We start from the raw sequence: 17,193 nt of genomic DNA on the forward strand, positions 1-17,193 counted from the left end.
CGGCGGCCGAGGGCCGCGGTGGACCCCGCGCGGGTGCTGGGAGCGTGGCTGGGCCGGGAGGCCGGGGGCGTGCTCGGCAAGCCCGTCGAGAAGATCCCGCGCGAGGGCATCAGGGAGATCGCCGAGGCCACCGGCAACTGGCCGATCCAGGGCTGGTTCACCGCGAAGGGCCTGCCGGACGACGTCGCCCGCCGCTGGCCGTGGAACCGCCGCAGCGCCGTCAACTCCCTGGCCGAGAACGTGGACGGCATCCCGGAGGACGACGACCTCAACTACCCGCTGCTGGCCCTGTCGGTACTGGAGCGGCACGGCCGCGGCTTCACCACCGAGGACGTGGCCAAGCTGTGGCTGGACGAACTGCCCGCGGGCCGTACGTTCACCGCCGAGCGCGTCGCGTACCGCAACCTCCTGGACGGCGTCGAGCCGCCGGCCACCGCCACCTACCGCAACCCGTTCCGCGAGTGGATCGGCGCGATGATCAGGACCGACGTCTACGGCTGGGTCAACCCGGGCGACCCCGCCACGGCCGCCGAGTACGCCTGGCGCGACGCCCGCCTCACCCACACCGCGAACGGGATCTACGGCGCCATGTTCGCGGCCGCCCTGTGCGCCGCCGCGCTGGTGGCCGAATCGGCGGAGGAGGTCGTGCGGGCGGGCCTGTCCGTGGTGCCGCGCGGCTCGCGGCTATACGCGGCGGTCCGCCTGGCCCTGGCCGACGCCGCCCGTGAGGACGACTTCGAACGCGTCGTCGACCTGCTGCACGAACGCCACGGCGACCTGCACTGGGTGCACACGATCCACAACGCCGCCCTCGTCGCGGCCACCCTGGTCCACGGCGGCGGCGACTTCACCGCGACGATCGCCGGAGCGGTGGCGGGCGGCTGGGACACCGACTCCGCCGGCGCCACGGCCGGGTCCGTCGCGGGCGCGCTCAACGGCGGCGTACCGGAACGCTGGCGGCTGCGCGACAGCCTGGCCAGCAGCCTGACCGGGTTCGACGGGGTGAGTCCGGCCGAGCTGGCGGCCAGGACACAGGAGATGATGAAGGCATGATCTCGGTTTTCGGCAGCGCCAACATGGACCTCGTCGCGTACGTCTCCCAGGCCCCGCGACGCGGGGAGACGGTCACCGGGCACCGGTTCCGCACCGTGCCCGGCGGCAAGGGCGCCAACCAGGCGATCGCCGCCGCCCGCGCGGGCGGCGTGGTGACGTTCCTCGGGGCGGTCGGCGACGACGGGTTCGGCGCGGAGATGCCCGCCACGCTGGCCGAGGCGGGCGCGAGCGTGCGTGGCCTGCGCCAGGTGCCCGGGCCCAGCGGCATCGCGCACATCGTGGTAGACGACGACGGCGGCAACTCGATCATCGTCGTCCCCGGCGCGAACGGCACCGTCACCGGGCCCACCGGCGAGGACCTGGCCGCCATCGCCGGCTCCCGGGCGCTGCTGCTGCAGCTTGAGCTGCCCATGGAGGCGGTCGTACGGGCCGCGCAGGCGGCCCGCGTGTCCGGCGTGCCGGTCTTCCTCACCCCTGCGCCGGTTCAGCCGCTGCCCGCCGAGCTGCTTGAGGCGGTCACGACCATCGTCCCGAACGAGCACGAGGCCGCCGCCATCACCGGCGTGACGGGCCCGGACGCGGCCATGGACGCGCTGCTTGAGCTGGTCCCTGAGGCGGTGATCACGCTGGGCTCTGAGGGGGCGCTGTACGGGTCGCGGTCGGAGGAGCGGCTGCGGGTGCCGGCGGTGAAGGTGAACGCGGTGGACACGACGGCGGCCGGCGACACGTTCGTGGGGGCGCTGGCGGTGGCGCGCACCGAGCGCATGCCCATGGAACGCGCCCTGTGCTTCGCCTCCGTGGCGGCGGCGCTGTCGGTGCAGCGCGAGGGCGCCAGCACCTCGATGCCGACCCGCCGCCAGATCGAGGACGCCCTCGACTGACGCTCAGGACGAGCCGGAGCCGGACGCCGGCCCGACCGTCTGACCGGTTACCCCTCGGCCAGCCAGACCGACTTCGGCTTCGCCCGTCACCTGGCCACGCCGGGCGCCGTGGCCGAGGATGTCACCGTGGTGGTCTTCACGGCCGCAAGGCGCGATCTGATCGAGCGCACGTTCGCCGCCGTCGAGGACATGTCCCGCGTGGTCGTGCACCTCTACGCCGCCACCGCCCCCACCTGGCGTGAGGTGGTGCTCGGCCACGACAGGCGCGAGCTGCGCGCCCTGATCAAGCACGCGGCCGGCCACGTCGCCGCCTGGCCGGCGACCGCGACATCCGCTTCGAGTTCTCGCCGGAGGTGTTCGACCTCACCGAGCCGGACTACGCGCTGGAGGTCTGCGACGAGCTGACCGCCCTGTGGGACGCCTCGCCCGACCGGCCGGTGATCCTCAACCTGCCCGCGACGGTCGAGGTGGCCACGCCCAACGTGTACGCCGACAGATCGAGTACATGCACGGAAACCTCGCCCGCAGGGACGCGGTGATCCTGTCCGTGCATCCGCACAACGACCGCGGCACCGGCGTCGCCCGCGCGGAGCTGGCCCTGCTGGCGGGGGCGCAGCGGGTGGAGGGCTGCCTGTTCGGCAACGGGGAGCGCACCGGCAACGTGGACCTGGTCATGCTCGCGCTCAACCTGCACGCGCAGGGCGTCGATCCGATGATCGACCTCTCGGACATCGACGAGGTGCGGCGCGTGGTCGAGCACTGCAACCGCCTGCCCGTGCCCGACCGCCACCCGTACGCGGGCGACCTCGTCTACACCGCCTTCTCCGGCACCCACCAGGACGCCATCGGCAAGGGCCTGGCCCACCACGCCAAGCGGGCCGCCGAGCTGGGCGTGCCGCCGGAGCGGGCGCCGTGGGAGGTGCCCTACCTGCCGATCGACCCGGCCGACGTCGGCCGCGACTACCAGGCCGTCATCCGGGTCAACAGCCAGTCGGGCAAGGGCGGCGTCGCGTGCCCGCTCAACACCCGCTACGGCCTCGAACTGCCGCGCCGCCCGCAGATGGACTTCTCCCGGGTGGTGCAGCGGGCCACCGACGGCAGCGGCGCGGAGATCACCGCCGAGCAGCTCTGGGAGCTCTTCCACGCCACCTACCTGGCGCCGGGGGAGGCCGCCCCGCCGGCGAGCTGGAGCACGGTGGAGACCGGGCCGGGTGCGCACACGTTCGAGGGGACGCTGACCAGCGGGCGCACCCTGAGCGGCACCGGCAACGGGCCGCTGCCGGCGCTGACCGCCGCGCTGACCGCCGACGGTCTCGACGCGGACATCCTGCACTACGCCGAGCACGCCCTCGACCCCGGCAGGGGCGGCCGGGCCATCGCCTACGTCGAGGTCCGCGCGGGCGGCGTCACCCGCTGGGGCGCGGCCACGGACACCTCGGTCCTGACCGCCTCGGTCCGCGCCGTGCTGGCCGCGGTCAACCGGGCCATCGACCGGGCCGCGTACGCGACCGGCTGAGCGCTCGCGTACGATCACAGCCTCTGCAGGCGATCACCCGGTGGAGAGGACGCGGATGTTCGAGGCCGGCGCCGTCCTGGAGGTGCTGCGGGCCCTGCGCGCGGCGGGCTGCGCGGTCTGGATCGCCGGCGGCTGGGGCGTCGACGCGCTCGTCGGGCGTGTCACCAGGACGCACGCCGACCTCGACCTGCTCCACCGGGTGGAGCAGGAGCCCGCCGTGATCGCGGCCCTGGAGGCCCTGGGGTACGCCGAACGGCTCGAAGGCGTCGTCCCCGGCAGGCCCGCCCGTTTCGTCATGGCGGAGCCCGGCGGGCGCGAGCTGGACCTGCACCCGCTGAGCTTCCGCCCCGACGGCTCGGCGCTGCAGCGGCTCGACGACCACGGCGGCGCCTTCACCTATCCGGCGGACGCCTTCGCCTCCGGCGTGATCGAGGGCGTGGCCGTGCCGTGCCTGTCGGCCGCCCAGCAGGTGACCTTCCACCAGGGCTATGAGCCGAGGGAGCGCGACCTGCACGACATGGCCAGGCTGCGCGAGACGTTCGGGATCACGACCCACTTCTGAACGGGTGGTCAGCCCTGGGCGACGACCCCCGACAGGTGCGCGGCGCACTCGTCGCGGTAGAACAGCGTACGGCCGCGCAGCCGCTTCGGGTCGGCCAGCACGGCCCGGGAGACCGACGGCAGCACCGCGTGCCGTACCGGGCCGAACAGGCGGGCCACGTCGGCGGGAGTGCCGCCCTGGGCGCCCAGCCCCGGAGCCAGGATGGGCCCGTTGAGGTCGGTCAGCGAGTCTTCCAGCTCCGGCAGCGTGGCGCCCATGACCAGCCCGACGGGCCCGAACGGCGAGTGCCCCGCGTTGGCCGCGGTGGCCCCGGCCAGCACCTGGCCGGCCACGAGCCGCTGCAGCCCGGCCGCCTCCGGGTTGGAGGTGCGGGCCAGCACGAACACGCCCGCGTCGTTGGCCACCGCCGAGGTGATCGCCCCCTCCAGCGAGGCGAACCCCAGATAGGGGCTCAGCGTCACCGCGTCGGCGGCCAGCGGGCTGCCGCGGTCGAGGTAGGCCTCGGCGTACGCGGCCATCGTGCTGTCGATGTCGCCCCGCTTGACGTCGAGCAGCACCAGCGTGCCCGCCTCGCGCAGGTCCGCGATGGTGCGTTCCAGGACCGCGATGCCGCGGCTGCCCCAGCGCTCGAAGAAGGCCGACTGCGGCTTGACCGCGGCGACCACGTCGGCGACGTTCTCGACCACGGTGCGGCTGAACCGTTCCAGGCCCGCGGGCGAGTCGTCCAGCCCCCAGTCGGTGAGCAGCGCCGGGCTCGGATCGATGCCCACGCACAGGGGTCCCCGGTCGTCGAGCCTGGCTCGCAGACGCGCCCCGAACGAATCGTTCATGTGACAAAGCTCCCTCACGACCACGGGTAGGCGGCCCCGCGGGTGCCGTGGGCATGAATCGTACTCCCGCGACATTATGGTGCCGAGGCGTCGATGCCCATCCGGTGCGGGGCCGAGTCTTCCACATGCGGTCGTGCGGGTAGATCAGTAGACATGTACGAGATCGCCCATCGGGTGCTGGCGCTGCGTACCGATCCGCCGCGTGACGTGGTCGTCACGCTCGGCCTGCCGTACGAGGAGGCGACGGGCGAGTGGTCGTGCCCGTACCGGATCGACGGGCTCGACGGATGGGAGCACGAGCGGAAGGTCACCGGGCTCGACTCGCTGGAGGCGGTCGAGCTGGCCATGGTCATGGTCAGGGCGGCGCTGGCCGGCTCGCACGAGACCAGGGAGGGGCTGCTGGCCGACGACCGTCCGGACGAGATGCGGCTGCGGACGGTGTACGTGAGCGTCGACGACGACCGCAACATCGCCTATATAGCGATGAAGCATGAGATCTCCCCCGGAGAGGCCGCGGACCAGGCGGTGGCGGGGGACGTCGTGCTCGACTTCGGCGACTCGGGGCAACTGCTGGGCGTGGAACTCACCGACGCGGCCAGGCGCCTCCCGTCCGAGATGCGCGTCTGACGGCGGCCCGCTCCCGGACAGGGGTCTAGTGCGTCAGGAGCCACCGCCAGCGCGGCAGTTCCAGCACCACCGTCACCACGGCCAGCACCGAGACCACGGCGGCGGCGACCGCGTGCCAGGCCGCCCACGCCGCCGCCACCGCTAACACGACGTGCAGGACGACCAGCAGGATCGTCACGTAGCCCGGCACCGCGACGATCACCTGCCGCTTGTCGCCCGGGGTGGCGAAGAGCGTCGGCAGCCCGATCAGCACCACCACGACGAGCACGGCCGGCGGAACGGAGTACGGGGCGAGCGCCCACGGGGTCGCCACCCAGGCGACCAGTTCCGTGGCGAAGCGGAACACGGACGCGAGAGCGTCGGCCGGACGATCCTCGGAGAGCATTTGCGTAGGTTATTACCGATCCGCCCCGATTCGCCGCAACGGGGCAATCGCCGTATTCACCCCGCCGCAGGCTTGTTCCCGCTGGTCAGGGGAAGTGCGCCCGGAATGGGGTGAGCCTGGAGCACCGGAAGAGGTGGCCGCTGTGCTGGGTGTCCATCGGGGGCGGGACACCGTGGGACCGTCATGACCGGCCTGCTCCGGCGGGTCGCGGGCTTCGGATCGCGGACGGCCGCGCGCGTCACGCGTGCGCCGTGGTCCATCCGGGCGCGGATGACGCTGCTGACCACCCTGGTGACGCTCGTCCTGCCCGTGATCATGGCGGGCTGGTCCTGGACCACCAGCACCGCGACGAGCCGGACCTCAGGCTCAAGACCGTCTACCGGGCGCACCTGGAGATGGTGCACCGCTTCGCCCACCGCCCCCCGCCGCCGCTCATCCACGTCGAAGGGGTGGCCGCGACGCAACTGGTGAACGCCGCAGGGCGGGTCGTCTCGGCGACCGAGCGGGTACGGGGTAGCCGCGGATGGCGGCCTTCGTGCCCGCACGCCGCCCCATGACCATGGACCGGCGGCTGTACGACGTGCCCGGCTTCCCCGGCACGTGCATGATCGTCGTGGCGATGTGGGTGCCCGCCGCGGGCGGCGATCTGATCGCCCGCAGCGCGCTGCCGGAGCCCCCGAGGTACGGCGACCACCATCGCCGAGGACATCCTCACCCTGGCCCGCCTGGACGCCGACCGGCCGGCCCAGCACCAGCGCACCGACCTGGCCGAGCTCGTCCGCACCGAGCTCCGGCGCCGCGCCCCCGGCCGCGTCCCGATCCGCGCCGGCCCGAGGCCGGCCGTGTTCGTCCCCTGCGACCCCCTGCTGATCTCCCGGTTGCCGCACAACCCGCTGAACAACGCCGAGCGTCGCGCCGCCACCGGCGTCACGGTCGCGGTCAGGGCCGAGGACGGCACCGGAGTCCTGGAGGTGTACGACGACGGCGCGGGCATCGCCCCAGAACACCGCGAACGCGTCTTCAACGCTTCGCCCGGCTGCCGGAACCGCGCGCCCGCGACCTCAAGGGCATCGGCCTGGGCCTGCCCATCTGCCGCGAGATCGCCGCGCCCACCGAGGCACCCTCACCATCGAGGACTCCGGCCAGGGCACGTGCCTGGTGCTGCGCATGCCCCTGCCCGCCTGATCGCCGGAGAGCGTTTCGTACGTCATGACCCGTGGTCGCCCGGACGGGATAATCGCCTGGTGAGCACCGTGACCTTCCCCCGCATCGTGGCCACCGACCTCGACGGCACCCTTCTCAGCTCGGCCGGCTCCGTCAGCCCGCGTACCACGCAGGCGTTGCGCGCCGCCCGCGCGGCCGGCGCCGAGATCGTCTTCGTCACCGCCAGGGCGCCGCGCGGCGTCAGGGAGATCGCCGCCCAGGCGGAGGTCACCGGCACCGCGATCTGCAGCAACGGCGCCGTCGTCTACGACCTGGCCACCGACGAGATCACCGCCAGCAGCCCGCTCGACCCGCAGGCCGCGCGCAAGGTCGCCGAGGCGCTCGCCCTCGCCCTGCCCGACGTCGGGCTGGCCGTCGAGACCGGCAGGAACGTGCTCACCGAGGCCGCCTACACCCGCAGGATCGAGCAGGACATGGCCTTCTACCGCGAGGTCGACTCGGTCTTCGGCGCGGACCGGCCGATCGTCAAGCTGCTGGCCATGTCGCCGTCCCGCACGGCGGACGAGATGTACGCGGCGGTGTCGGACACGATCGGCGATCTGGCCGAGGTGACGTACTCGGGCCTGGAGGGGCTGCTGGAGATCAGCGCCTCCGGCGTCACCAAGGCGGCCACGCTCGACCGGCTCTGCCGGGAGCGGGGCGTCGGGTCCCGCGACGTGGTGGCCTTCGGCGACATGCCCAACGACCTGGCCGTGCTGCTCTACGCGGGCGCCGGATACGCGATGGCCAACGCCCACGAGCTGGTGCTGGCGGCGGCGGAGCACCGGACGCTGTCCAACGACGAGGACGGCGTCGCCGTGGTGCTGGAGGACCTGCTCGGCCGCGCCGCCTGACGCCCGTTCGCCGGGGTCGCGCCGTCGTGCCCGCCCACCCCCGCGGGCGGGCACGTACGGACTCACGCGTCGTCGTCCGACACGCGCGACGCGCCCTCACAGGAGGACGGCGCCGCGCTGAACACCGGCAGCAGCCCTCCGCACGTGCTCAGCGGCAGGGACACCGGCTCGACGATCTCGTCGTTGAAGATGATCACATCGCCGATCAGCGGGGCCGGGCCGCTCTTCGCGGGGGTCTCGTCCCCCGCGTACGCGCCTGGGCAGCCGAGCAGCGCCGACGCCACCGCCGCAAGCCCCGCGACGACCGCGTACCCGACCCGCATCACTCCCCCCGCCAGGCGCACCGCCACGCTGACCGGCGCCGCGCTAGGCGGCCAGGCGCTCCTGCGACGTCGCGGCGGACTGCTCCCCGTCGCCCGTGCCGTGCTGCGGACGCCCGCCCTCCATCATCCGGTCGATCATGGCGAGCGCGATCGCGGAGACGACGAAGGTCAGGTGGATCAGGGTTTTCCATATGAGCTCCCGGTCGGTGATGGTGGGTTTCGCGGCGTTGATGAAGATCTGGAGGAGATGGATGGAGGAGATGCCGATGATCGCCATGGCCAGCTTGACCTTCAGCACGTTGGCGTTCACGTGCGAGAGCCATTGCGGCTGGTCGGGATGTCCTTCGATGCGCAGCCGCGAGACGAACGTCTCGTAGCCGCCGATGATGACCATGATGAGCAGGTTCGAGATCATCACCACGTCCACCAGCCCGAGGACGATCAGCATGACGGTGGTCTCCGCGGGCGAGCCGCCGAAGCCCAGCTGGATCAGGTGGAGCAACTCCATCATGAAGCGCCAGACGTAGACGACCTGCGCGACGATCAGCCCCAGGTAGAGCGGCACCTGGATCCACCGGCTGAAGAACATGAAGTAGCCGACCCGTCGGAGCGGTGTCCGTGGCCCGGTCGGCGTCTCGGCCACGGACAGCTGCGCTACCCGCACTAGGACGTCAGGACGTTGATGTGCTGGATGTAGGTCTGGATGTCGACGAGCTGACGGTCGCTTGTGCCGAGCTCGTCGAGGATGAACGGCGGCGCGCCGGCGACCAGCGCCAACGCGGCGGCGGCGGTCAGGACTCGGACCTTCAACGGAACTCCTTGCTGCGGCTCTTCGTGCACCCGCTGGTGGCGCGAACGGTTGGCTGGGACCGGGCGGCGTCCGGCGTGCGGCCGCCGCCCCGTTACCGGTGTCGAGGGGTGGTCCCGTGCCGGAAGCCCGCGTGGTCAGGGGGCGAGGCAGTTCGTCGCGGGGAGCTCGGGCGGCGCGAGCAGGGACGCCGGGTCCATGGCGGCGGCCGGATCCACCACCCCGAGCGCGGCGTTGGGGGCCTCGGCCAGGCAGGTGAGGGTGAGGACGGGATCGACGACGGCGTGTGCCGCAGGGGCGGAGAGCAGGGTCAGGCCGCCGGCGACGAGCGCGGTGACGGCGATCCGACGGGGGGCGAAACGCATGTGACCTCCTGGGTGACGGTGTTGGACAACCGTCGATTAGCTACCCAGAGTAATGGCTCGGTAACACTCCGTCTAAGAAAGTTGTTCGCGAGGGTCTCGTCTAGCCAGGCTCACCGGCGGGGGACGGCGGGTCCGTCATGATCCAGCGGTCCTGCGCGGCCATCACCTCGTCGGCGTGATCGGCGGCCCACTCGCCGAACGCCTCGATCGGGCCCAGCAGCGTACGGCCCAGGTCGGTCAGCTCGTACTCCACCCTCGGCGGGGCCTCGGCGTAGGTGTGGCGCGTCACCAGCCCGTTGTACTCCAGGCGGCGCAGCGTCTCGGTCAGCACCTTGCTGCTGATGCCGCCGATCTCCGTACGCAGCCGCCCCGGCCGGCGCGGGCCGTGCCGCAGCGCCCACATGACGACCGCGTTCCACGTGTTGGCGAGCAGGTCGAAGGCCAGCCGGGTCTGGCAGTCGGCGAGGAACAACGCGGGCCTTCCGATAGGAACCGAATGGTGTGCGACGGACTTCCTACAGTCCTGCTGTCAAGTAAAGCCCCTCATTCGGAGGACGGAACATGCGGATCGGGATCCTGGGCGCGGGCAGCATGGCGGACGCGCTGGGCACGCGGTGGGCGGCGGCGGGACACGAGGTGATGGTCAGCGGGCGGGACCCGGGCAGGAGCGCGGAACGCGCGTGCCACATGACCGCCCAGGCAGCCGCGCGGGGCGCCGGGAGGGGCGGCGTTCCGGCAGGGGGAGCCTCGGGGGAGGCACGGTCTTGTGCGGTCGTGGAGGTGCGGAGCGGGAGTTTCGCGGAGGTGGCCGGGTTCGGGGACGTCGTGGTGGTGGCCGTGAGGGAGGCAGGGCTGGCCGACACGCTCCGGGCCGCCGGCCCGGCACTGCGCGGCAAGCCGCTCATCGACGTGACGAACGGCGCCGCCCCCGACCGGTATGACCCCACGCGTCCCCTCGCCCACCTGATCGCCGACCTCACCGGCGGGCATGTCGTGAAGGGCTTCAACCTGTGCCATGTGGACGTGTGGCGGCTCACGCCTCCGGTCTTCGACGGCCGCCCGCTGGCCGTACCCCTGTGCGGTGACGATCCGGCCGCCATGGAGGCCGCGCGCACGCTGGTCGCCGATCTCGGCTGCACCCCCGTGAACGGCGGCGGCCTGGCACGGGCGATGCAACTGGAGGCGACGGCGGCGTTCATGATCGGGTTGTGGTTCGGCGGCGCCGACGCCCAGGCCGTCCTGCCGCCCCTGCCATCCTCTGGTGACCACCAGCCGGCCTGATCGGGTACGACCGCTGATGTAGCGCGGATCGCGACCGGGGGCGGATGCGGCCACCGCCCGCCGGGCGGATCCTGAAGACCTTTCGTCCTAGGTCAAAGGAGAGGCCAGTGGTCACCGAGGTCGCCAAGGGCAGCGGGTACGCCACCGCGTTCAAGGTCGTCACCGCGCTCAGCACGTTGTCGGTGCTCGTCCAGGCCGTGACAGCCGGGCAACTGCTGAGCGGGGGAGCGGCGGGAGCACACGGGATGGGCGCGACCGCGGTGCACGCGCTGGCACTGGCTCAGCTCGTCGTCGCCGTCCTGCTGTGGCGGCCGGCCCGGGGTCCGGGCTGGCCCGCGCTGGTCAGCCTGGTGATCCTGCTGCTCGGGTTCGTCCAGTCGATGCTGGGCGGGTCGGGGGCGGTGGCGGCGCACGTGCCGCTCGGGATGACGCTGTTCGGTCTCAGCGTCTGGCTCCTGGTCTGGGCCCTGCGCCGCTGACCCGCCCGGGGGACGGGATACGGCCCCGGGGCCGGCCGCGGGGGCGCCGGTCCCGCGGCCGTACCGGTCGGCCGGCCGGCCAGGCCGGGGCGGGGCGGGGCGGGGCCTGCCAGGACGGTCGTCGGGCCGGGGGCGGGGTCGGCCAGGACAGTTGACGGGCCCGGGGAGGGCTCAGGAGGGGTGGCGGGCCAGGTGGTCGGCGTGGCGGATCGGCTCGGGGAGGCGGTAGCGGGACGCCAGCCGCAACACCTCGTCGGCGGCGGTGCCGAGTGAGATGCGGTGGCCCTGCGACACGTACACCGGCCTGACCCCACGTCGCGTGCGCAGTGCCCGTCCCACGACGGCGCCCTCGTGGACGATCGGCGTCCAGGCGCCGCGTTCCCGGCCGGGCGGCTCGTGCGTCCCGACGAACGGGGTCTTGCCCACCCCCACCGACGGCAGGCCGGTCAGCACGCCCAGGTGGCAGGCCAGGCCGAAGCCGCGCGGATGGGCCAGCCCGTACCCGTCGCAGACGAGCAGGTCGGGCGTCACCTTGAGCCGTTCGAGCGCCTCCACCAGCGCGGGCAGCTCCCTGAAGGCGAACAGGCCGGGCACGTAAGGGAAGGCCGCCTTCCCGTGCGCCACCACCTGCTCCACCGGCTCCAGCGTCGCGCCGTCCAGCACGACCACCGCTGCCGTCACCTCGTCGTCACCGTGATAGTGCACGTCAAGACCAGCTACCAGTTCGAACGTGCCCGGTCCCGTCAGCTCGACCTGCCCGCGAAGCCGGTCCTGAACGGCCTCCGCCTCGGCGACACTCGCGGGCCAAGGGTGAAGCTGATTCACACGCACCCGCCCTAAGGTATCTCCGTATGAGGGTGGATCCTGACGAGATCGTGGTGGCCGTCGGCCCCGGCCTGGTGGCGGACGCGGGGCTGCTCTCGGAGATCGCCGACCGCGAGTTCACCCGTCTCGGGGTGAGAGGCACGGTCGTGCACGCCCGCGACGCCGCCCACCTGCTCTCGTCGGTACGGGATCACGACGTGGCGGTCGTCCTTCCCGGACCGGAGGAGGAGGCACGCTCGTCACGCGACCGGCCACTCGGCCCCTCGGTCGTGGTGTGGGTGGACATCGACCGGGTCGACGGGGCCACGCACATCCACGGGCGCGGGATCGCGGGGCTGGCCTGGGGAATCCGGCACGCCGTCCACCGGGCGCGTCACTCCGGCATCCGTCGCATCGCCTACGGCCCCTCCCCGGAACAGTGGGGAGACCTGTACCTCCCCACCATCAGCACCACCAGCTCGGCGGGTTCAGCGGGCACCGCCACCGCGGCCGTCGCCTCCCGCGTTGCGGCTACCGGTACCGGCATCGCCGCTGCCAGCGCGGCCACCGGCATCGCCACTCGCGCCTCAGATGGAGCGGTGCCGGTGGTGGCGTTGATTCATGGTGGCTACTGGCGTTCGATCTGGGCCGCCGACCTCATGGAGGAGCTCTGCGAGGACCTGGCCGGACGTGGCTTCGCGGTGTGGAATCTCGAATACCGCCGCCCCGACCTGCACGGCTGGGACGCGACCACCGCGGACATCGCCACCGGCCTGGCCACGCTGACCACCCTCCCGGCCCTGGCCGGCCAAGGGGCGGCGGTCGCGCTCGACCTGGATCGGATCGCTGTCGCCGGGCACTCGGCCGGCGGACAGCTGGCGCTGCGGGCGGCGGCCGACGGATCGCGGATGGCGCTGGCGGTGTCCCTGGCGGGCGTGCTCGACCTCGTCCAGGGAGACCGCCGCAAACTCAGCGCCGGCGCGGTCGCCGCCGCTCTCGGCCGCACCTCGGCCCAACCCGGCGACGGCGCCCCTTCCGCCACCTCGGCACAGCCAGGGGACGGCGCCCCCTCCGCCACGCCGGCCCAGCCCGGCGACGAGGACCCCTACGCCGCCTCGTCCCCCCTTCACCGCCTCCCCCTCGGCACCCCGCAGCTCATCGTGCAAGGCCGGGACGACGATCTCGACCTGGTCGACTTCGCCCGCCGGCACGCCGCCCTGGCCCGGCAGACGGGTGACGACGTGACGTACCTGGAGCAACCGGGTGACCATTTCGACGTCATCACCCCTGCCGCACCCATCTGGCACGCCACCGTCAAGGCCATCGCCGACGCCCTCACCTAGGCAGGCCCCGCGCGCCGCCCAGACTCACGAAGCCCTGGCGGCGGGGGCGCGGGAGGTGACGAGGGCGGCGAAGCGGGTGGTCACCCGGTGCCAGATCGGCGTGGAGACCGGCTCGTCGGCCACCGCCCGCGCGTAGACCTCGGCCGGGTCGAACCCGTCGGCCTGCCACGTCAGCATGCGCTCGGGCACCACCTCGGGATGGAACTGCACCCCCCACGCCCGCTCGCCCACCCGGAACGCCTGATATGGGCACGCCCCGGTCTCGGCCAGGTGGACGGCTCCGCCGGGCAGCCGGGTGACGGCGTCTTTGTGGTGCTCGACGGCGGGCACCACCGGCGGCAGCCCGTGGAAGAGCGGGTCGGCGGCGGCCTCCGGCCTGATCGTGACCGGCAGGCTGCCGTTTTCCGGCGTGCCCGTGTCGCCGGTCACCTCGCCCCCGGCCACGTGGGCCAGCATCTGCCCGCCGAGGCAGATGCCCAGCAGCGGGACGCCGTCGTCCAGCGCCTGACCCATCAGCCGCCTGGCGTCGCGCAGCCACGGTGCCCGCTCGTCGTCATCCGGCAGGTAGCCGCCGCCGAGCATGATCATGGCGTCGTGGTCGAGGCGGCAGGGCAGGGGAGCGCCGTCGTGGGCGAGCACGACGTCGAGCCGGTGCCCGGCCTCCTCCAGCCAGCCGCCCACCCGGCCGGGACCTCCGCTCCTGCTGTTCTGGACGATGAGAATGTCAGCCAAGACAGGCCTCCGCCTGATGATCGGTCATGGGCATGGTCATGGCAGGTTGGCCGCCCGCGCGACGTGGCGCAGCAGCAGGGCGGTGGTCACCGGGCCGACCCCGCCGGGCACGGGGGTGAGCGCGCCCGCCACCTCCGCGACCGCCGCGAAGTCGACGTCGCCGGTCAGGCCGCCCTCGTCGGTCGGGTTGGTGCCGACGTCGATCACCACCGCGCCCGGCGCGACGTGATCGGCCCCGATCAGCCCCGCCCGCCCCACCGCGGCGACCAGCACCTCGGCCTGGGCGGTGACGGAGGCCAGGTCGCGGGTGCGCGAGTGGCAGACGGTGACCGTGGCATGGCGGTCGAGCAGCAGGTGCGCCAGCGGCTTGCCGACCACCGTCGAGCGGCCGACCACCACGGCCCGCCGCCCCGCCAGCTCGGCCTCGTAGTGGTCGAGCAGCGCCATCACGGCCGCCGCCGTCGCGGGCGGGAACGCGGGCAGCCCGGCGGCCAGCCGGCCGAGCGAGAGCGGGTTGGCCCCGTCGACGTCTTTGCGCGGGTCGATGGCCGTGGCCAGCTCCTGGGCCGAGGCGCCTTCCGGCAGCGGCGTCTGCAACATCACGCCGTGCACGCCGGCGTCGGCGCTCAGCCTGGCCAGCGTCTCGCCGATCTGCTCGGGCGCGGCCCGCGGACCCAGGTCGACCAGGTCGCAGGCGATGCCGACGGCGGCCGCCGCCTTGGCGATCGAGCGCACATACCACAGGCTCGCCTCGTCGGCCGTGGCCACGACGACGGCCAGGCGCGGCTGCGCGCCCGAGCCCGCCTCGGCCTGCGTCTGGGTCCTGATGGCGGCGGCCAGGTCTCGGCCGGTGAGCGTCTTCACGGCTTGATCTCCTCGCGTACCTCTGCGGTCACCCAGTCTGCCCTGGCCACGGCCGCGTCGACGCCGGACAGGCGGATGTTCAGCTCCGCGCGTAGCTGTTCGTCCTGTACGCCGCCCAGGTTGACCTCCACGTTGACCCGGCCCGTGGTGAGCGCGGCGCGGGCGGCCTCGGCGGCGGCGGCCACGTCGGTGACCACGTTGCGGTTGCAGATCGGCAGCATCAGCTCGCACAGCTCGATCACGCGCGCGGCGGCCTCGACGACCCTGGCGGGCGGCTCGGCGGCGCCGGCCAGCGCCCTGGCGATGGCGCCGCTTCGCTCCTCGCCCTTGGGCAGCCGGTAGGCGTCGGTGACCGCGGTGAACGCCGCCGCGTCCTCCTCGGCGAGCCTGAGCGAGCGCGCCCGCAGCGTGTCGGTCTCGGCGATCACGGCGACGACCGTCTCGGCGTGGGCGGTGTACTTCTCGCCGGTGGTGTAGCGGGCCACCATGCCGAGCAGGGCGGCGGCCTGCGCCGCGTGCAGGGCCGCCGTGGCGCCCCCGCCGGGCGCCGGCACCCGGTCGGCGAGCTCGGACAGGAAGTCGACGATCGTCAAGTCGCGCATGGCGGCATTCTGCCAGGCCGCCCGCGGCTCACTCGCGGTACATCGGCCGCGTGGCGTCCTCGGGCCCCTGATGCGGGGGCTGCGGCGGCAGGTACGGCGACTGGGCCGGCGACTGGGCCGGCTCCCATGCCCCCGCGTATTCGGGCTGCGCCACGTACTCGGGGCGCTGCCTGGCCCGCCACCGCGACGGGAACATCGACGCGACCAGCAGCGCCACGCCGAGCAGCAGGTGCAGCCCCGAGTAGCTGAGCGTCAGGAAACCCGACGACAGCGAGGTGGGCAGCAGCTCGTTGGGGATCAGCCGGACGCTGATCGTCATCTCCGCGAACGGCAGGACGCCCACGCCGGTGAACGCGAGCCCGCCGAGCAGCGAGGCCACGGGCGACAGGCGGGAGGCGATCAGGAAGGCGAGCAGGATTCCCGTCGCGACGAGCACCCCCAGCCCGATCCACGAGAGCCGGTACGACTGCGCGGCCTGGACGGACAGTTCGCCGACGCCGTACCAGAGCCCGGCGGCGACCAGGGGAGGGAGAAGCAGTCCTGCGACCACTCCCAGAGCGTGACGGGTACCGTTTGACATGACTCACCCCGTTTGTTTGGCTCTGTCCCAACCTACTCGCTGGGTCACTCCAGCGGGGGTGCCGGTCGGTAACCGGTCCTGAGTCCGGACATTTCTGAGAAATGTGTGAGAAGCCGGTCGTGGGTCTTTGCCGGGCCCACCCCCTTGGGCATCGTGGGCCGCATGAGATCCGCGATCCTGAAGACCGCACTCAGCGCTCTCGTCGTGGTGCTGCTCGGCAGTGTGCCGGCGCAGGCCGCCTCGAAGCCCGACACGTTCCCGCTGCCGAACGGGTTCCAGCCGGAGGGCATCGAGATCGGGCCGGGCCCCCACGCCTACTTCGGCTCACGCGCCACCGGCGACATCTACCGGGCCGACCTGCGCACCGGAAAGGGCTCCGTCGTCAGCAAGGGGCCGGGAACGCCGTCGCTCGGGCTGAAGACCGACGGGCGCAGGCTGTTCGTGGCCGGAGGCAACGCCGGCAACGCGCGGGTGGTCGACCTGCGCACCGGACGGGTGCTCAAGTCGTACCAGTTCGCCACCGGCACGTCGTTCGTCAACGACGTCATCCTCGTCGGAGGCGCCGCCTACTTCACCGACTCCTCCAACGCGGTGCTGTACAAGCTGCGGCTCGGCCGGGGCGGCGCGCTGCCCGAGAACTTCACCGCGATCCCGCTGACCGGCGCCATCCAGTACGGGACCGGCATCAACGCCAACGGCATCGCCCCGAGCCCCGACCGGCGCTCCCTGCTGATCGTGCAGTCGAACACGGGCAAGCTGTTCGAGGTGAACCCCTCCTCCGGCGCCACCACCGAGGTGAACCTGGGCGGGGACTCGCTGGTCAACGGCGACGGCCTGCTGCTGTCGGGCCGCACCCTGTACGCCGTGCTGAACCGCGACAACACGATCGCCGTCGTCGGCCTGTCGCGCGACGGCTCGTCAGGAAAGATCGTCAAGCGCCTGACCGACTCCAGGTTCGACATCCCCACCACGGTCGCCGCCTACGGCCACCGCCTCTACCTGCCCAACGCCCGCTTCAGCACCACCCCGACGCCCGACACGCCGTACGACGTGGTCGCCGTCGAACGCTGACCCCCGGTGAGGACGCGTCCGCGCGGGCGC

25 protein-coding genes are annotated in these 17,193 nt (G+C 73.0%); 12 read left to right on the forward strand and 13 right to left on the reverse strand.

The annotated features are described in order from the left end of the window. Together ABFX54_RS37860 and ABFX54_RS37865 are read left to right on the forward strand one after the other, a co-directional pair. A partial coding sequence (locus ABFX54_RS37860) for an ADP-ribosylglycohydrolase family protein (protein WP_346111577.1) occupies positions 1-1,053 on the forward strand: 1,053 nt, incomplete at its 5' end. After that, a complete protein-coding gene (locus ABFX54_RS37865) occupies positions 1,050-1,934 on the forward strand; it encodes a ribokinase (RefSeq protein ID WP_346111578.1) in 885 nt (294 codons plus the stop codon). The genes ABFX54_RS37860 and ABFX54_RS37865, both read left to right, overlap by 4 nt. Before the next feature lie 3 nt (positions 1,935-1,937). Here the strand turns inward: ABFX54_RS37865 and ABFX54_RS57170 are convergent, their stop codons facing one another. Then, positions 1,938-2,237, reverse strand: a complete 300-nt coding sequence (locus ABFX54_RS57170; RefSeq protein ID WP_428834617.1) for a hypothetical protein — start codon at positions 2,235-2,237, stop codon at positions 1,938-1,940. 50 nt (positions 2,238-2,287) lie between these two features. On the opposite strand from ABFX54_RS57170, the gene ABFX54_RS37875 reads away from it, so the two are divergent. The 3 genes from ABFX54_RS37875 to ABFX54_RS37885 are packed head-to-tail and all read left to right on the forward strand — an operon-like array spanning position 2,288 to position 4,012. Continuing rightward, the gene (locus ABFX54_RS37875) at positions 2,288-2,473 is read left to right on the forward strand and encodes a hypothetical protein (RefSeq protein ID WP_346111579.1); all 186 of its coding nucleotides are present in this window, start codon (positions 2,288-2,290) and stop codon (positions 2,471-2,473) included. Beyond that, a complete protein-coding gene (locus ABFX54_RS37880) occupies positions 2,440-3,450 on the forward strand; it encodes an alpha-isopropylmalate synthase regulatory domain-containing protein (protein WP_346111580.1) in 1,011 nt (336 codons plus the stop codon). The genes ABFX54_RS37875 and ABFX54_RS37880 overlap by 34 nt, the downstream gene beginning before the upstream one ends. A gap of 55 nt (positions 3,451-3,505) precedes the next feature. Further along, complete coding sequence (locus tag ABFX54_RS37885) at positions 3,506-4,012, forward strand: nucleotidyltransferase domain-containing protein (RefSeq protein ID WP_346111582.1); 507 nt, start codon at positions 3,506-3,508, stop codon at positions 4,010-4,012. A gap of 8 nt (positions 4,013-4,020) precedes the next feature. On the opposite strand, the gene pyrF is transcribed toward ABFX54_RS37885, so the two are convergent. Further along, positions 4,021-4,842 (reverse strand): orotidine-5'-phosphate decarboxylase, encoded by an 822-nt coding sequence (pyrF, locus tag ABFX54_RS37890; protein ID WP_346111583.1) that lies wholly within the window; start codon positions 4,840-4,842, stop codon positions 4,021-4,023. Between the two features lie 153 nt (positions 4,843-4,995). Between pyrF and ABFX54_RS37895 the strand changes: the two genes are divergently transcribed. Next, on the forward strand, positions 4,996-5,469 hold the full coding sequence (locus tag ABFX54_RS37895) for a DUF6968 family protein (protein ID WP_346111584.1): 474 nt from the start codon (positions 4,996-4,998) through the stop codon (positions 5,467-5,469). A 25-nt stretch (positions 5,470-5,494) separates the two neighbouring features. Here the strand turns inward: ABFX54_RS37895 and ABFX54_RS37900 are convergent, their stop codons facing one another. Continuing rightward, positions 5,495-5,854 (reverse strand): hypothetical protein, encoded by a 360-nt coding sequence (locus ABFX54_RS37900; RefSeq protein ID WP_346111585.1) that lies wholly within the window; start codon positions 5,852-5,854, stop codon positions 5,495-5,497. Positions 5,855-6,105: 251 nt separating this feature from the next. On the opposite strand from ABFX54_RS37900, the gene ABFX54_RS37905 reads away from it, so the two are divergent. Beyond that, positions 6,106-6,411: a hypothetical protein gene (locus ABFX54_RS37905; protein ID WP_346111586.1), complete on the forward strand. Its 306-nt coding sequence runs from the start codon at positions 6,106-6,108 to the stop codon at positions 6,409-6,411. Positions 6,412-7,098: 687 nt separating this feature from the next. Further along, complete coding sequence (locus ABFX54_RS37910; protein WP_346111587.1) at positions 7,099-7,911, forward strand: HAD family hydrolase; 813 nt, start codon at positions 7,099-7,101, stop codon at positions 7,909-7,911. Positions 7,912-7,973: 62 nt separating this feature from the next. On the opposite strand, the gene ABFX54_RS37915 is transcribed toward ABFX54_RS37910, so the two are convergent. The 5 genes from ABFX54_RS37915 to ABFX54_RS37935 all read right to left on the reverse strand — a co-directional run bounded on the left by ABFX54_RS37915 (position 7,974) and on the right by ABFX54_RS37935 (position 9,879). After that, a complete protein-coding gene (locus tag ABFX54_RS37915) occupies positions 7,974-8,234 on the reverse strand; it encodes a hypothetical protein (RefSeq protein WP_346111588.1) in 261 nt (86 codons plus the stop codon). 43 nt (positions 8,235-8,277) lie between these two features. Beyond that, positions 8,278-8,877, reverse strand: a complete 600-nt coding sequence (locus ABFX54_RS37920; RefSeq protein ID WP_346111589.1) for a TIGR00645 family protein — start codon at positions 8,875-8,877, stop codon at positions 8,278-8,280. Between the two features lie 20 nt (positions 8,878-8,897). Next, positions 8,898-9,044 (reverse strand): hypothetical protein, encoded by a 147-nt coding sequence (locus ABFX54_RS37925; protein ID WP_346111590.1) that lies wholly within the window; start codon positions 9,042-9,044, stop codon positions 8,898-8,900. Between the two features lie 135 nt (positions 9,045-9,179). Then, positions 9,180-9,407 carry a hypothetical protein gene (locus tag ABFX54_RS37930; RefSeq protein ID WP_346111591.1) on the reverse strand — a complete coding sequence of 76 codons (228 nt, stop codon included), beginning with the start codon at positions 9,405-9,407 and terminating at the stop codon, positions 9,180-9,182. Between the two features lie 100 nt (positions 9,408-9,507). Further along, positions 9,508-9,879 carry a winged helix-turn-helix transcriptional regulator gene (locus ABFX54_RS37935; protein ID WP_346111592.1) on the reverse strand — a complete coding sequence of 124 codons (372 nt, stop codon included), beginning with the start codon at positions 9,877-9,879 and terminating at the stop codon, positions 9,508-9,510. Positions 9,880-9,968: 89 nt separating this feature from the next. Here ABFX54_RS37935 and ABFX54_RS37940 point away from each other — a divergent pair, with 89 nt between their 5' ends. Beyond that, complete coding sequence (locus ABFX54_RS37940; RefSeq protein ID WP_346111593.1) at positions 9,969-10,688, forward strand: NADPH-dependent F420 reductase; 720 nt, start codon at positions 9,969-9,971, stop codon at positions 10,686-10,688. 107 nt (positions 10,689-10,795) lie between these two features. After that, positions 10,796-11,167 carry a hypothetical protein gene (locus ABFX54_RS37945; protein WP_346111595.1) on the forward strand — a complete coding sequence of 124 codons (372 nt, stop codon included), beginning with the start codon at positions 10,796-10,798 and terminating at the stop codon, positions 11,165-11,167. Positions 11,168-11,338: 171 nt separating this feature from the next. On the opposite strand, the gene ABFX54_RS37950 is transcribed toward ABFX54_RS37945, so the two are convergent. After that, the gene (locus ABFX54_RS37950; protein WP_346111596.1) at positions 11,339-11,998 is read right to left on the reverse strand and encodes an endonuclease V; all 660 of its coding nucleotides are present in this window, start codon (positions 11,996-11,998) and stop codon (positions 11,339-11,341) included. 20 nt (positions 11,999-12,018) lie between these two features. Here ABFX54_RS37950 and ABFX54_RS37955 point away from each other — a divergent pair, with 20 nt between their 5' ends. Then, the gene (locus tag ABFX54_RS37955) at positions 12,019-13,314 is read left to right on the forward strand and encodes an alpha/beta hydrolase (RefSeq protein ID WP_346111597.1); all 1,296 of its coding nucleotides are present in this window, start codon (positions 12,019-12,021) and stop codon (positions 13,312-13,314) included. Between the two features lie 24 nt (positions 13,315-13,338). Here the strand turns inward: ABFX54_RS37955 and ABFX54_RS37960 are convergent, their stop codons facing one another. The 4 genes from ABFX54_RS37960 to ABFX54_RS37975 are packed head-to-tail and all read right to left on the reverse strand — an operon-like array spanning position 13,339 to position 16,062. Then, on the reverse strand, positions 13,339-14,046 hold the full coding sequence (locus tag ABFX54_RS37960; protein ID WP_346111599.1) for a type 1 glutamine amidotransferase: 708 nt from the start codon (positions 14,044-14,046) through the stop codon (positions 13,339-13,341). Positions 14,047-14,082: 36 nt separating this feature from the next. Beyond that, a complete protein-coding gene (locus ABFX54_RS37965) occupies positions 14,083-14,910 on the reverse strand; it encodes a bifunctional 5,10-methylenetetrahydrofolate dehydrogenase/5,10-methenyltetrahydrofolate cyclohydrolase (protein WP_346111600.1) in 828 nt (275 codons plus the stop codon). Further along, positions 14,907-15,512, reverse strand: a complete 606-nt coding sequence (locus ABFX54_RS37970; RefSeq protein ID WP_346111601.1) for a cyclodeaminase/cyclohydrolase family protein — start codon at positions 15,510-15,512, stop codon at positions 14,907-14,909. Before ABFX54_RS37970 ends, ABFX54_RS37965 begins: the two co-directional genes overlap by 4 nt. A 28-nt stretch (positions 15,513-15,540) precedes the next feature. Further along, on the reverse strand, positions 15,541-16,062 hold the full coding sequence (locus ABFX54_RS37975; protein WP_346111602.1) for a hypothetical protein: 522 nt from the start codon (positions 16,060-16,062) through the stop codon (positions 15,541-15,543). 192 nt (positions 16,063-16,254) lie between these two features. On the opposite strand from ABFX54_RS37975, the gene ABFX54_RS37980 reads away from it, so the two are divergent. Continuing rightward, positions 16,255-17,163, forward strand: coding sequence for an NHL repeat-containing protein (locus ABFX54_RS37980; protein ID WP_346111604.1), 909 nt, complete (start codon positions 16,255-16,257; stop codon positions 17,161-17,163). Positions 17,164-17,193 lie beyond the last annotated feature (30 nt).

Origin of the sequence: Nonomuraea maheshkhaliensis, from assembly GCF_039529435.1 — a bacterium.
GTDB lineage: Bacteria > Actinomycetota > Actinomycetes > Streptosporangiales > Streptosporangiaceae > Nonomuraea > Nonomuraea maheshkhaliensis.